Genomic DNA, 14,186 nt, shown 5'->3' with positions numbered 1-14,186 from the left:
GCTCGCCATTCGCCCCCCGAGTGGTTCTGACAGATCGTATCCACGACATCTGGAGAGACTAGCACAGTACCGCCCTTCCGTCTTCGGAAGGGGCGGGCAGACGCGAGCAGGGATGACGCCTTGCTATCCGGCGGTCACTGGGAAAATCTCAGCTATGGGCGAAAATATCCGTTTCCTCCCAGCCGAGCAGATCGAGCTTGGCGCGGGTGGGCAGGAAGGTGAAGCAGGCTTCCGCATGCTCGATGCGGCCATCGCGGACGAGGCGCTCGGTCAGCCGATCGCGAAGCGCGTGCAGATGGAGGACATCGGAAGCTGCATATTCGAGCTGCGCGGGCGAGAGGGTCGCCGCCGCCCAGTCGGAGGATTGCTGTGTCTTGGAAATATCGACATCCAGCATTTCCTTGAGATTGTCCTTCAGGCCGTGGCGGTCGGTATAGGTACGGCTCAGCCGCGAGGCGATCTTCGTGCAGAAGACCGGCGTGGTCGTCACCCCGAAAGTATGAAACAGGACGGCAATATCGAAGCGACCAAAATGAAAGATCTTCTGGCGAGCCGGATCAGCCAGCATGGCGACGAGATTGGGCGCTTCTTTCTGGCCGGCTTCAATGCGGATAACGTCAGCCGTGCCGTCGCCCGGCGACAGCTGGACAACGCATAGCCGATCCCGGCGCGGCACCAATCCCAGCGTCTCGGTATCAATCGCGATGGCGCCGGTATAGCGCGCAGCATCTGCGGCGGAAATGTCGCCTTCGTGATAGCGAATGGTGGCAGCCATGGAACTCTCCAGTCTCGGTCTTCGGATCGATTGCTTGTCTTGCCCGCTATAGCGCACGGAGGCAAACAGCGATACTGCCCAGCGACTTTTCTGGAACGAATAGCTAGCGGGATGAAGGGCGGATGTCCGCCCGCCACATGATTGGCTGCTTCGCGCTTCCGACCACAGTGCCGTCGCTGCCAAATCTCCGGGTTGCGATCAATATTTGCTGCATCTGCGAAATACTTCGCAAAGACTTCCGTCGCACGCATGGAGTAACAGAGCTTAGGCGGAGAGGTTCGCGTTTCGGAGCCGGCAACTGTCTTGAGAAGGACGCCGGCAATGCGTGGCCGCCCTTGGATTTTTAGGGACTGATTCGGCCTCCAAGGTGTTCCCTTACCTTACGGGCTGCCCATTTTCCCGGCATTTTTGGCTGCATGCAACTTTTAGGCTTGCGGTCTGGCGTAGCTCCTCAACCAGCGGGCCATTTCCAGTACAAATGAGGCTCCTAACGGCAATATTTGTTTGAATGCGTCATCATTCCGAAATATAGTTAACATGAAACCGTGAGGGGGAGCTCTGGGGTTTCAATTTCTTCTAGTAACGACCACTCTGTGCGAGGTGATGTCATGGGAGCGCCACGCGTTTTTGTGGGTATGTTCAGTACGTTGATCGTGTTTGCGATAGCGAGCTATTTTATCAACGGATCCTTTATTACGACTTTCTTCGAGACAATCGGGGCTGCAATCCTGTTGCAGGTCGGCTATTTCGCGGTCGTGCTCTTTATGGTCTGGCAAGCGGCCGAAACGCGGCATTCGTTTCTGGAAAGCGAGCAACCGACCAGAACCGGCCTGCCGTCCGACGATATGTCTCGGCCAGCGGTCGGATTTGAGCAATCTCCGCCGATCGGTTCCTGACGGTTTTTTGGCTGCACCAGGTCAAGTCGAAAAGACATGGACGCGACCGTTCCACAGGCGGGCGGCTGTCAGCCTGCCCGTGTGGAAGGCGCCTGTGTCGAGGTTCAGGCGCAGTCCGCGAGCCTTCACTTCCTTTATCGGCGTGTGCCCATGGACAACGAGCTTCGGCAGCGGCTGGACGCTATCGAGGAAACGAGACCTGATGAAGACGAGATCTTCGTCCACCTGCTCTGCGATCGGTACCTCTGGATCGATCCCCGCATGGACGAAGAGCGCATTCGGCGTGTCCAGAAGGATCGGAAGCTCGCGCATAAAAGTCACGTGACTGGCCGGCAGGGATGATCGGATGAATTCATCGAGCTTCTTTTGCGAGGGATACTGGCGCGCAAGATGCGCCGCATCGAGCCCGTAGGAATGCAGCGTGACATCGGCTCCCATGGCGAACCATTGCGAGAGCGATATATCGTCATCGATATAGGAAAGCATTGCCAGCTCATGGTTTCCGGTCAGGCAGACGCGGTCGAAACCCGGCGGGGGCGGCGCCATCAGCCGGCTGATCACTCTCGCAGATGCCGGCCCGCGATCGATGAAATCTCCGAGCATGACGATCAGCTTTCGACCGGGCAGCCGCGACGCGTCGGCGATAATAGTCGCCTCGACTTCAGCCAGGAGATCATGGCGCCCGTGAACGTCGCCGATCACATAGGTCGGGGTTTCCGAATTATCTATATAGGCGCGGCGGCGCGACCGGTCGAACCGGGCAGACAACTGCCTGCGCAATGAATTTCCAGCCATGCAATCCTTTCGCCTCATGCATTCAAGGCCTAAATGCCGCATCTCCAAGGCCCCGCGGAGATGCTATCGGCCTTGCCGAGATGCTGTTAGCAGGATTTATAAGGAAGTGGTAATCCTTTGAGGGCTTGGAATAAATGCGATTTGGGAATGTCTACCAACTATGTTGCAGACAGTGAATCGACGTGAAACGGATGCGTTTTTGCGATAAGGCAATTGCGTCGCTCGCACTTCATCCAAACCGGTATCGAGTATGATCCTGATATCCAAGAAAGCGATGTAATTTCATTTTGATATCCGCCGTGCGGCCAGCAGGTTGAATTTCCATAGCAACGAGAAGTAAATGCGCAAAAGGATCATGATTATCGGCCTTGCCGCTGCCCTGATTGCCCTTGCAAGGCCCGCCTTTGCGCATGCGGAACTCACGACGTCCTCGCCGGCGGACAGGTCTTCAGTCTCCGCATCGCCGACGGAGCTGGATCTCAGCTTCTCGGAGGCCCTCAATCTGAATTTCAGCGGCCTGACGATCACGGGATCGGACAAATCGGCAGTCGAGACCGGCGACCCCATGCTCATGGATGGGGACAAAGTCCTGATCGTGCCGGTGTCGCAAACGCTTTCCGCCGGCGCTTACACCGTCAACTGGCACGTTCTTTCGACCGATGGTCATAAGAGCAGCGGCAGCTACAGCTTTACCGTGACGCCTTGATCACTCCCGACATAGCATATCAGGCGTGCCGTTTTCTGCACGATACATCGCTCATGCTTCTGTGGGGCTGCTCGGCGTTCCTTTCCGTTCTTGCGTCAGCTTCCATATCGAGGCGCGTCTGGCCAAAATTTACGGGCTTTGTGCTGGCAGCCGTAATCGTTGCCATACTGACGACCGCAATTGCCTTGCCTCTGCAAACCGGAATAATCGGTAATGGCTGGGTGGATACGGTCAATCCAGCGACGATTCATGATGTGCTCTTCGACACGACGGCGGGACGGGCATGGCAAGTCCAGGCCGTCACCAACTTTTTTCTCCTCTTGGCATTCCTTGCTCCACGCCACCTGAGGCCGGCAGCACTTGCTCTGACCGCAGGGCTTGGCCTTGCGTCCCTGACATTGACCGGCCACGCAGCGATGCATCAGGGCTGGTTTGGGTTTGCGCATCGCCTCAACGATATCGTCCATCTTCTTGCCGCAGGCAGCTGGTTCGGAGCGCTTGTGCCGCTGCTCCCCATCCTGCGATTGCTTGAGGTAGAGGAATGCAGGCGGGATGCGGGACGCGCACTCAAACGGTTCTCCAATATCGGACACGCAGCGGTCGCCCTGGTCATTCTATCGGGACTGATCAACACGGCGCTGATCCTGGGCCGCTTGCCGACGAACTGGGCTTCTCCCTACCAGGCGATGCTGGCGTTCAAGATTGCCGTCGTCACCTGCATGACGATGCTTGCGATCATCAACCGATATGTCTTCGTCCCGAGGATAGGCCGGCAGCCTCAACGTGCACTGGCCGCAATCCGTACAGGCACGATTGTAGAGATCGCACTTGGCATTGTTGCGATCGCCTGCGTGGCTGTTTTCGGCATGCTGGAGCCTGCTTGAGGGTTGGAGCCACACTCTTGGTCCGCTGGTCGAGAGCTGGGAGCGAAGCCAGCGAACCGCTGTCTCATTTCTGCTCAGACCAACGTCCTATGCCCGGACAGACCTATCTCCCAGAACGCAAATCTTTGGTCCTAATGCCATAGAATTACGCCTTCTCCTGCGCCAGTTTTTTCCGCGCCGGAAGTGGCAGGGTATCTGACCATTTCTGTAGGGCGCGCGGAGAAGATTGATGAACATGGACGGTTTCCTGAAAAACGGCACCATCGCACTGATGCCTGCCGCAGTTCCTCTCCGCGGCGCCGTCGCGGAATTGGCTTCGAGGTAAGAGGCCATGCAGCAAGCCAAGCGAATCCTGGTGACAGGCGGTGCAGGTTTCCTCGGGTCGTTCCTTTGCGAGCGACTTCTGCAGGAAAAGCACGAGGTTATTTGCGTCGATAATTTTTTCACCGGACGGAGAGGCAATGTCGCGCATCTGCTCGACGACAAGTCTTTCGAAATCATCCGTCACGACATCACATTCCCGCTCTATGTAGAGGTCGACGAGATCTACAATCTGGCTTGCCCCGCAAGCCCGGTTCATTATCAGTTCGATCCAGTACAGACGACCAAAACCAGTGTTCATGGCGCGATCAACATGCTGGGCCTTGCCAAGCGGGTCGGCGCAAGGATCCTCCAGGCCTCCACGTCGGAAGTCTATGGAGATCCGGAAATCCATCCCCAACCGGAGGGCTATTGGGGCAAGGTGAACCCGATCGGCCCGCGCTCCTGTTACGACGAGGGAAAGCGATGCGCCGAAACCCTGTTCTTCGATTATTGGCGCCAGCACAGTCTCCGGATCAAGGTCGCGCGGATTTTCAACACATATGGTCCGAGAATGCAGGCCGATGACGGCCGCGTTGTCTCGAACTTCATCGTTCAGGCACTGCAGAACAAGCCGATAACGGTCTATGGCAACGGTGAGCAGACGCGCTCGTTCTGCTACGTCGATGACCTCATCGGCGGCCTGGTTGGCCTGATGGGAACGAAGGACGAGGTTACAGGCCCGATCAATCTCGGCAATCCTGTCGAGTTCACGATGCTCGAGCTTGCCAATCTCGTCATCGAACTCACCGGAAGCCGATCGAAGATAAAATTCCTGCCTCTACCTGCCGATGATCCCAGGCAGCGGCGACCGGATATCGGGCTGGCCACCCGCGAACTCGGCTGGAAGCCCAAAGTTCAGTTACGAGAAGGGCTTGCCAGAACTGTTGCCCATTTTGAAGACCGGCTTTCGCTATGCGCTTCGCAATCGGTCGCCGCGGAATGAAGACTGTCCTCGTCACCGGCGGAGCCGGTTATATCGGATCGCATTGCTGCAAGGCGTTCGCCGAGGCGGGCTGGAAGGTCGTCACCTATGACAATCTTTCGCGCGGCTGGCGCGAGGCGGTCAAATGGGGGCCACTGGTCGAGGGCGACATTGCGGACGCCGAGACAATCGCTGCAGCGCTGCGCCAGTACCGACCGGATGTGGTGGCGCATTTCGCTGCCTATGCCTATGTCGGCGAATCTGTCGAGCGCCCCGAACTCTACTACCGGAACAACAGTTTCGGAACGCTGGTGCTGCTCGAGGAAATGCTGAAGGCAGGGGTCGACAAGCTGATCTTTTCGAGCACCTGCGCTTCCTATGGCATTCCGGTGCAAACGCCGATCGATGAAGAGCATCCACAGTGGCCGATCAATCCTTACGGATGGTCGAAATTCATCATCGAACGGATGATAGACGATCTTTCGCGCGCTCACGGTCTCAACGCTGTCATGCTGCGCTATTTCAATGCGGCAGGCTGCGATCCCGATGGAGAGATCGGCGAACATCATGAGCCTGAGACGCATGTGGTTCCAGTCGCCATAGAGGCGGCGATCCGGTCCGGCCTGGTCTTCACCGTCAATGGCACCGATTTCGATACACCCGACGGAACGGCTGTGCGCGACTATGTCCATGTCAGCGATCTGGCACAGGCGCATGTCCTTGCGGGCAAAATGCTGCTGCAGAGGCCTGGCGTCCATGCCTACAATCTCGGCACGGGCAATGGAACGACGGTAAAGGAATTGGTCGACGCCGTCGGTCGTGCTTGCGGACGTGAGCTTCCGGTTGCCTACGGTCCCCGCAGGCCCGGCGATCCACCGGCTCTCGTCGCTTCGGCCGCCAAGGCTCAGCGGGAGCTTGGATGGGTGCCCACGCAATCCGGCATGGACAGGATCGTCGACACGGCACTTGCCTGGTATCGCAGCCGGATGTGATCCTTACCTGCGGGCTGTTGTCAGAAAATCATCTAGAGCGGCGCCGACCGCCTCGAACGAGAATTTTTCCGTCACCCGCTTTCTGGCTGCCGCACCGAGCCGTGAACGAAGATCTCCGTTGTCTTTCAATCGCGTCAAGGCTTGCGCAATTTCCGCCGGCCTCTCCTTTCCCACCACGAGGCCACCGGAGGCTTCTCCACGCACCAGAATGTCCGGCAAACCTTGCGCATCCGTGGCGATAACAGGAAGGCTGCAGGCCATCGCTTCCAACGGTGCGACCGGCATCCCTTCGATGCGAGAGGCTGTGACATAGGCATCCGCGGCCGAAAGCCAGCGTCGGATCAGAGGCCGATCCGTGGTGTAGGTGGAAAGCCATCGCAAATTCGACAGGCTGCTTTTTCGCAGGAGCTCCGCGAATGCCTCGCTGTCCTGACCGGAGCCGATGATTACCAATTGGCAGGCCGGATCATTGGCGAACTCCGCCCAGGCATTCAAGAGAACATCGAGCCCCTTGCGATGGATATCGATACGTCCGTGATTGAAGACAATGAAGCCGTCCTGCGGCAGGCCAAGGCCGGCTCGCGCCTCACTGCGATCCATCGCTCGCCATTCCTCTGTGTCCAGCGGGTTTGGGATGTTGGCGATATTGAGTGCAATGCGCGGATAGGCGTTGGTGAGGCGCTCCCGCTCCGCAGAAGAAGCGACGATCAGGCCGCGGCAAGCGCGAAGGGAAAGCTGTCTTGCAACGGCTTCGATCCAGGAAAGCGCGCGATCTCCGCCCTGGAAACTGGCATAGAGGGGAACATTTAGCCGGCGCGCCAACCATGCGAGCGCGTCGAAGCGGACATATTCATATTCTTGAGCGAGCAGCACATCGCATCGGGCGCGCGTCAGAATCTCGTGAAACGCCGCAAGCGGTATCGCTGCCCAGCGGCGCAAGCTATGGGCAGCGGGAGAATGGCTGTGCCGAGGCCGCCGTCCCGGCGCAACCCAGATCGACACGCCCGTGCCCGAATGCTCGTAGCACTCGGTTCGGGTTACGCGTTCGGATGCGCAGACGATGATCGGCCTGTGCCCTACCGCCTTTAGCGCGGCTGCATAGCCGAACAGCCAGCCTCCGGTCATCCGCTCGACGAAATCCTGTAGCTCCAGCCCTATCGGCTCGAGAAACTCCTCGATCACATCACCCCATGGAAAGAGGGCGATGACGCGCGGCGCCTGGCGACCGTTCATTTGCGCCAAGCGAAGGCTGTCTCGGTGCCGCTCGTTGTGGGCCGGTGCATCAAATAGCCGATAGCCGTAACCGGAGCCGCCAGAGCATAGAGTACCTTGCGGCGTCGGCGCCCGAGACGGGAAAACGAGATGTCATGGAAGAAGGCCGTGGCGGGGTTGATGAACGTGGCGCGCCGTTCCGGCGGCCTGTCGAAAAGGGCTGTGAGTTCCGGATCGCGGTATCCCCGTCGGACATGGCCCCATTCGCGCATCAGTTCGCTCTCATGCGGACAATGGGGTTTCATGACACTGAAATAGGGATAATGCCATTTCGCTTCAGGAGTTGAGACAAGGACATATCCGCCCGGCCGCACCACCCGTAACGCCTCGCTCGCGGCGCGGCGATCGTCTTCAATATGCTCCAGCACGTCGAACAGAGTAACGATGTCGAAACTGCCATCGTCGAAAGGCAGCGAACATGCATCGCCGCAAATGAAAGTCGATTTCGCCCAGGAAGGCTGATGCGCGGCCAATTCCGGGTCGATGTCAAAGGTGATGATATCAGCATCCGGGTAGAGGATGCTCGCAAGGCCGCTACGGCCGCCACCGATTTCCAGCACCCGTCCCGAACCTGCCGTTTCAGTTGGGGCAATACGATGGATGGCGCGCATCTTCTCCCGATAGAACAGGCCATCCGTCAGACCATTGGGATAAGGGTTCCTGGACAAGAACCGGCCGAGTGGCGCTTTCTTGATCATCGTGCTGTCTCCTTCGCAATGGCAGTGGCTGCGCGCATCGGGACCTGCTGCTTTCTCCAGCCGAAGCGCAGAAAAAACTGCAATCCGGCGAGCCACCCCTTAATTTCCGCGGCCAGAATTCCGAGCCTGCCCGGCGAGCCCTCAAAAAGCGTCTTGAGGAAGGTCTTCGCGAAATGGGCCGGCAGTTGCGTCCAGACGCGCACGATATTGCCGCGATCGCCGAAATTGTCGTGTTGCACGATCAGCGCCGCCACATGACCCTTCATGTAAGCCTTCATCTGCCGCTTGAGCCCCGGCCAATCGCTTCTGTGATGGTGGAAGACGACCGCCCGCGGCTCGTAGAGACACTCCCCGCCGGTCGCCAGCAGCCGGTACCAGAGTTCCGAATCTTCGGAACATCCTGCAGCGCCTGCCCCGAGCCGTTCATCGAACAGGCCGAGCCGCTCGAATACGGATCGCCGAAAGGCCATGTTGGCTCCAGCACCGATCTTCCAGACATGCGCCCCATGCGGCCGGGTCTCTTCGAAGAACTGTCTTCCGAAAGTGCGCGGTATGAAGGTGGTCCCGAAACCGCCCATGGCGAACTCGAAATAGCATTGCGCGCCGGTGTCGAGGCGTGCCGGCAGCACCAGCCCGGTTAGCGCTTCGACATCCCGTTCGGCAAAAGCACGCGCGATCTCGGCGGTCCAGCCGGGATGGACTTCGACGTCGTCGTCGGTGAAGGCAACAATATTCAGCCGGCTTGCACGGATCCCTGCGTTTCTGGCGCGGCTCAGCCCGGCGCGCGGCTCATGCACGTAGCGGATATCAGGAAATTCGGTGCAAACGCTCCTGGCATTGCCGTCTCTGGAATTGTCGACGACGATGATCTCTCCCGGAGTGCCGCGCTGCGCCACTACGCTGCTAAGGCATTCCGCCAGCGCCGGACCCCGATCACGGGTACAGATCACCACGGAAATGTCATCCGCGGCGACTGAAGATGCGGTTGCGAACTCCTCGAGGCTCTCGATCAGATTTTCCGCTTCAAGCGCGGATGCCAACGAGATCGCGGGTTTCGCCCATCCTTCATAGGTGGCTCGCAGCGGCGCGCCGAGCATCACGGCACGCGCTTCCAATTGCCTGGCCGCATATTCGGCGGTGAGCTGGCGCAACAGGGAGATTCCGAAAGGCAGCTCCTCCTGCAGGGATGCGCGCGTTCCAAGCGGCAAGTCCTTCCACCAGAAGACGGACAAAGCCCGCCCACCCGGCGCGCCGGCGTCTGCGTCGGCGATTGCGAGATCGATATGCCTTATGTCGAAGCGCTCCGTCATGGATTGCGCTCCCGGATCGACCGGATGCGGGCAAGCGAGCGATCGTATTCACCCGCAAGGCCGTAGATGCCGCCCCATAGTTCCGCGATGCCGAAGCGCAGGTCTTGGCCACGACGCCGGGCTGCAGCGCGAGCGAGCGCCTTCAACTGATCGAGGAACCACCACCGGACCATAGCGCGATGCCGCGCACGCATTTCACTGTCTGCGCGGTAACTTTTGACGAGGAAGGCCATCATGCCGAGCCCCCAGGTCCAGTATTGTCGCCTGAGCTGCGAGATGGTTTCGCGGTGCTCGTGATAGACCGTGTATTCCGGCTCATAGATCATCGGCCTGCCTGAACGCAGTACACGGTAAAAAATGTCGAGGTCGCCGCCCCCAGGCAATGGCGCGCCCGTATCGAGCGCCTCGTCGAAACCGCCAAGTTCGATCAGCAGCGCACGATCGAAGGCCATGTTGCAGCCGGCGCCGAGAATGCCTGATCCCACCGGGTGCAGCGGATTGTCGAACCGCGCATTGTGGAATTCCCTTCTCGCAAAACCACGGCCAAATCCTCCCCGTCGTTCGAAAAAGATCTGTGCCTCGGTATCGAGCCGATAGGGCAGCACCAGGCCCGTAAAGCCGCCGGCACGGGGATTGTCACGGCACGCCTTGGCAAGGCCTGCGAGCCAATTGCGGTCGACCACCACGTCGTCGTCCAAGTATGCAATGATATCGCCGGTGGCCGCGTGAAGGGCCGCGTTGCGGGCGAAGTCGAGCCCCGGCCTCGGTTCAAAAACATAGCGGACATCCCTAAAACCGGTGACGGCCTCGCGCGTGGCGTTGTCCACCGAGGCATTGTCGACGACGACGATTTCGACTGACGGGAAGGCATGCTCCGCCCGAACCCGATCGAGCGAGCCCAGCAGCCGGGAAAGGCGCTGCGCACGGTCCTTGGTACAGATCGCAATGCTGAGGCTCCGCAGCATCGCGGCCTTTGTCGGCCGTCTCTCTGCAAGTGCTTCTCCCACCTTTGCAGCAAGAACGCGTCCGGCAAAGCGCTGGTCGGCGAGAACCTTCAGCCTGTCGACCGTCAGCACCGATCCGGCGGGCAGCTCGATCATCTCGAATGCGATTAGCCGGCTTTGCCAGCGGACGATGAGGCCGACGCCATTCTGCTCGGTAGAGAGTTCCACCGGTGCCAGAGGTTGCGACAGCTCGATTTCAGCAAGCCTGTAGCTCATCAGCCGATCCCGCCCATGACAGCGCGGTTGAGCTGAAACTCGTGAAGTCTGGAAAAATGACCTTGCCGCTGGAAGAGTTCGCCCGGCGAGCCGGCTTCGATGACGCTCCCCTTCTGCATCACGATGATCTGGTCGGCAGCCTGAACGGTCGAGAGCCTGTGAGCGATCACGACCACGGTCCGGTTATGAGAATATTCATCAAGCGCGAGCTGGAACGCCTGTTCGGTCTCGACATCGAGCGCATTCGTCGCTTCGTCCAGGAGGAGAATGTCGGGATTGCGAAGTATTGTTCGGGCAAGAGCGACGCGCTGCCTTTGTCCACCTGACAGACGCATCCCCTGGTCGCCGACACGTGTCTCGTAGCCACCCGGCAGCTGCCGGATGAAATCATGCGCCCTGGCAATCTCTGCGGCTCTGCGTATCTCGGCCTTGCCGGCTTCCAGGTCGCCATAGGCGATATTGGCAGCGATCGTGTCGTTGAAGAGATGGACCTCCTGAGACATCAGCGACAGGCGCTTGCGCCAGCTGCGGAGATCGAATTCGGGAAGGGACACGCCGTCTGCGAGAACATCGCCTGACGTGGGATCGATAAAGCGGAAAAGGAGCGCCATTATCGTCGACTTGCCAGCTCCCGACTCGCCGACGATCGCCGTGGTCTTGCCTCTTGGAATGCTGAAGGAGACATCTTGCAAAGCGAGCGGCTGATCGGGGGCATAGCGGAAGGAAACATTCCGGAATTCGACGTCGTTGCCGAGCGCGGATACGGGCAGATGCCCCTCAGAGAGAAAAGGCCTTTCCGTCTTGCGCAGAAAATCGTCGACGTCGTCAATGCTACCGGTCAGTCCATCCAGCGCGACCTTCGACTGCAGCAATTCCCGCGTCGGACCTTGAAGCCGGTAGAGCAGAGATAGAAAGGCGGCCAGTGCGGCAATGCCTATATCCGTCGACTGAGCGATGAGAACGAGCGCGCCGATTAATATTGTGATCGAGATTTCCGAAACCGGGCCGGGCGTCGCCCACAGCATGTCGAGTTTCAGAAGACGTTTTCGCACGGTATCCGACGTCTGCCGGAAGCGACTGCGCTCGTAATCCTCCTGAGCGAAGGCGCGGATCAATTGCAGCCCGTTGATGCTTTCCCACATTCTGAGGCCAAACTGCTTGTTTTCTTCGACAACGGCCTTGCCTGTCTCATCGGCGCGGCGCGTCGCCAGACGAATGGCCATGGCGCCAAGGAACAGAAACATCATCGAGACAAGGGTCAGCCGGATGGAAATCAGCAGCATCAGCAGAATGAAGACGGTGAAGGTGCAGAAACAGATCATCAATCGGTAGGCGAGGCTCAAGCCTTGGCTGACCTTCCAGGTGTTGTTGGCGATTGTCGTGATGATGTCCGAACGCTTGTTTTCAACCCGGTAGTCGACGCAGGAACTGATCGTCTGGTCGAAGACCCTTGTTCGCAACCGATGTGCGACAAGACCGTCCACGTATCGGCTCACCCAGGCGTTGACGAAATGGACCGCATTCTTGAGCAGGATGCTGACGCATAAGAGCGCGACCAGAAACGCCGTCAAATGACTTTCGGGGACCGGCATCAGAAGTCGGTCGAAAATCGGCTGCCATCGACCCTGCTGGGGCGCTGCTGCCCCGAGGCTCCGGATCAGGGGGATGAAAAGGAAAAGCCCTGCTCCCTCGAGGACCGCTCCGGCCAATCCAAGCCCGACGATCGTCGGCCCAGCCCAGGCGGGTGCTGCCGCCAGGCGAAACAGCCGTCGCAATTGCTGAAAGACCGGCGCGATCAGCGTCACAGGGTTGTCTCCGCATAAAGAGGCCGGAACTTGTCGTTCCTGTTTCGCAAGCGCTTTACGGGAGCCTTGATCCAATTCGGAACCAGCCGTGCCCGGCAATAGACTTCCAGCATGTGCGGCAGGCAGGAGATTGTCCGCCGTGGCTCCTTTGCGAAGAATCGCCTCAAGAGGTGGCAGCCCTCGAGCGTTCGCCCGCCGACGAAACCTCTGACGGCCAGCCAATGGATCATGTCGAGCAGATGACCGTCGAGATCAGCGCCATATTGAGGATATTTCTCACGATATTCGGCAAGAACGATTTCGCATGACCGCAGCATCTGCATGACGTCGCTGGACATGTTCGTGTTCGTCACGCGGTAACCGACAAGATATTCCGGAATGACGCGAAATTCATAACTCTCCGCAATTCGCAGACACATCAGAAGATCCTCGCAACCTTGGGCGTTGCGCGCCCTCAGCGAAGGCTCGAACCGGCCGGCCTTTTCAAATGCGGAACGACGCAGGAGCATCGAGCTGCCGTTGCCGACGAAATTGTTCCTGCACAGCTGCTGGAGCACGCGTCCTTCAGCGACCGGGCGGTTATCCTTCGAGAACACACGGCTGTCGCCATCGATGAGGGCAAACCAGCAATAGGCCAATCCCGCCGATGAACCGCCTGCCTCCAGCGCCTGCAACTGAAGAGAGATCTTTGACGGAGCCCATAGATCATCAGCATCGACAAAGGCCAGAAATGCCGCGTCGGTCGCAGCAGCGCCATGGTTGCGGGCTGCGGCGACGCCACTGTTCTGCTGTTGAAGTGTCCGAATCCGGCGATCCTGCTTTGCGTAGGCGGCCGCGATCGATGCCGAATTGTCCGACGAGCCATCATCGACGACTATGATCTCAAGGGTTTGATGGGTTTGCCGGCAGATGCTGGCCAGGGTCGCACCGATCGTTCGCTCGGCATTGTACATTGGCACGACAACCGCGACGGTCGCACTTCGCTCGCTCTTCACTCTCAATGCCACCCTTCGCCCTTCGCAGGGGCATCGGCACATCGCGTGCTTTTACGGATGGAAGCGACGACGGGAGTTGCGGCAATCATGCCCGTTTTTGACAACCCCGCCATGCTCATCGAACCACTCCATCGCCAAAAATAGCCGGATACTCCGACGCTTGCATCGACAAGAAGCTGGCGCAGCAGACGTCCAAATCTATGGCACTAGGACCAAAGATTCTTGCCCTCGGACCTGGGTCCATGCTGGTTCAGACGTTGGTCTGATGATGCGTCGCACGATTTGGAGATCGGCAGCATCGCCTTCGCCTTGCTTCCGGCACTCTTCACGGTGGTTTGGGCTTTTAGGTATGGTGCTTGGCCGCTGGGCTATCGTTGCCAGGGAAGATGCCGTCTTGGCGCCAGGGATAGGGGCTGTTTGGAACGCAAAAGCCCGCGGTGGGGCGGGCTATTTATGTGTATTGGTTGCGGGGGCAGGATTTGAACCTGCGGCCTTCAGGTTATGAGCCTGACGAGCTACCGGGCTGCTCCACCCCGCGTCCTCTAGGTAAGCC

At 59.1% G+C, this 14,186-nt stretch carries 13 protein-coding genes and 1 tRNA gene; 5 read left to right on the top strand and 9 right to left on the bottom strand.

Annotated elements, in window-relative coordinates:
* Positions 1-148: 148 nt before the first annotated feature.
* A complete protein-coding gene (locus EV561_RS34095; protein ID WP_132528315.1) occupies positions 149-775 on the bottom strand; it encodes a ribonuclease D in 627 nt (208 codons plus the stop codon).
* 608 nt (positions 776-1,383) lie between these two features.
* On the opposite strand from EV561_RS34095, the gene EV561_RS34090 reads away from it, so the two are divergent.
* Entirely contained in the window at positions 1,384-1,671 is a 288-nt protein-coding gene (locus EV561_RS34090; protein WP_132528314.1) for an exopolysaccharide production repressor protein, read from the top strand.
* Between the two features lie 21 nt (positions 1,672-1,692).
* On the opposite strand, the gene EV561_RS34085 is transcribed toward EV561_RS34090, so the two are convergent.
* Complete coding sequence (locus tag EV561_RS34085) at positions 1,693-2,466, bottom strand: metallophosphoesterase (RefSeq protein WP_132528313.1); 774 nt, start codon at positions 2,464-2,466, stop codon at positions 1,693-1,695.
* Positions 2,467-2,806: 340 nt separating this feature from the next.
* Here EV561_RS34085 and copC point away from each other — a divergent pair, with 340 nt between their 5' ends.
* From copC to galE, 4 genes are all read left to right on the top strand, one after another.
* Positions 2,807-3,172: a copper homeostasis periplasmic binding protein CopC gene (gene copC, locus EV561_RS34080; protein ID WP_132528312.1), complete on the top strand. Its 366-nt coding sequence runs from the start codon at positions 2,807-2,809 to the stop codon at positions 3,170-3,172.
* The gene (gene copD / locus EV561_RS34075; protein WP_132528311.1) at positions 3,169-4,056 is read left to right on the top strand and encodes a copper homeostasis membrane protein CopD; all 888 of its coding nucleotides are present in this window, start codon (positions 3,169-3,171) and stop codon (positions 4,054-4,056) included. The genes copC and copD overlap by 4 nt, the downstream gene beginning before the upstream one ends.
* 331 nt (positions 4,057-4,387) lie before the next feature.
* Entirely contained in the window at positions 4,388-5,362 is a 975-nt protein-coding gene (locus EV561_RS34070) for a UDP-glucuronic acid decarboxylase family protein (protein ID WP_132528310.1), read from the top strand.
* Positions 5,359-6,333 (top strand): UDP-glucose 4-epimerase GalE, encoded by a 975-nt coding sequence (gene galE / locus EV561_RS34065; RefSeq protein ID WP_132528309.1) that lies wholly within the window; start codon positions 5,359-5,361, stop codon positions 6,331-6,333. The genes EV561_RS34070 and galE overlap by 4 nt, the downstream gene beginning before the upstream one ends.
* 3 nt (positions 6,334-6,336) lie before the next feature.
* Here galE and EV561_RS34060 read toward each other — a convergent pair whose 3' ends face one another.
* The 7 genes from EV561_RS34060 to EV561_RS34030 all read right to left on the bottom strand — a co-directional run bounded on the left by EV561_RS34060 (position 6,337) and on the right by EV561_RS34030 (position 14,171).
* A complete protein-coding gene (locus tag EV561_RS34060) occupies positions 6,337-7,566 on the bottom strand; it encodes a glycosyltransferase family 4 protein (RefSeq protein WP_132528331.1) in 1,230 nt (409 codons plus the stop codon).
* Positions 7,563-8,303: a class I SAM-dependent methyltransferase gene (locus tag EV561_RS34055; RefSeq protein WP_132528308.1), complete on the bottom strand. Its 741-nt coding sequence runs from the start codon at positions 8,301-8,303 to the stop codon at positions 7,563-7,565. Before EV561_RS34055 ends, EV561_RS34060 begins: the two co-directional genes overlap by 4 nt.
* Positions 8,300-9,613, bottom strand: a complete 1,314-nt coding sequence (locus tag EV561_RS34050; protein WP_132528307.1) for a glycosyltransferase — start codon at positions 9,611-9,613, stop codon at positions 8,300-8,302. The genes EV561_RS34055 and EV561_RS34050 overlap by 4 nt, the downstream gene beginning before the upstream one ends.
* Positions 9,610-10,833, bottom strand: a complete 1,224-nt coding sequence (locus tag EV561_RS34045) for a glycosyltransferase (protein ID WP_132528306.1) — start codon at positions 10,831-10,833, stop codon at positions 9,610-9,612. The genes EV561_RS34050 and EV561_RS34045 overlap by 4 nt, the downstream gene beginning before the upstream one ends.
* Positions 10,833-12,638 carry an ABC transporter ATP-binding protein gene (locus EV561_RS34040; protein WP_132528305.1) on the bottom strand — a complete coding sequence of 602 codons (1,806 nt, stop codon included), beginning with the start codon at positions 12,636-12,638 and terminating at the stop codon, positions 10,833-10,835. The genes EV561_RS34045 and EV561_RS34040 overlap by 1 nt, the downstream gene beginning before the upstream one ends.
* Entirely contained in the window at positions 12,635-13,633 is a 999-nt protein-coding gene (locus EV561_RS34035) for a glycosyltransferase family A protein (protein WP_245513201.1), read from the bottom strand. Before EV561_RS34035 ends, EV561_RS34040 begins: the two co-directional genes overlap by 4 nt.
* Before the next feature lie 461 nt (positions 13,634-14,094).
* A tRNA-Met gene (locus EV561_RS34030) sits at positions 14,095-14,171 on the bottom strand.
* Positions 14,172-14,186: the final 15 nt, after the last annotated feature.

It is taken from the genome of Rhizobium sp. BK376 (genome assembly GCF_004341625.1).
Lineage (GTDB): Bacteria > Pseudomonadota > Alphaproteobacteria > Rhizobiales > Rhizobiaceae > Rhizobium.
Note: the sequence above shows the minus strand (reverse complement) of the source record. Positions and strands in the feature narration are given on the sequence as shown.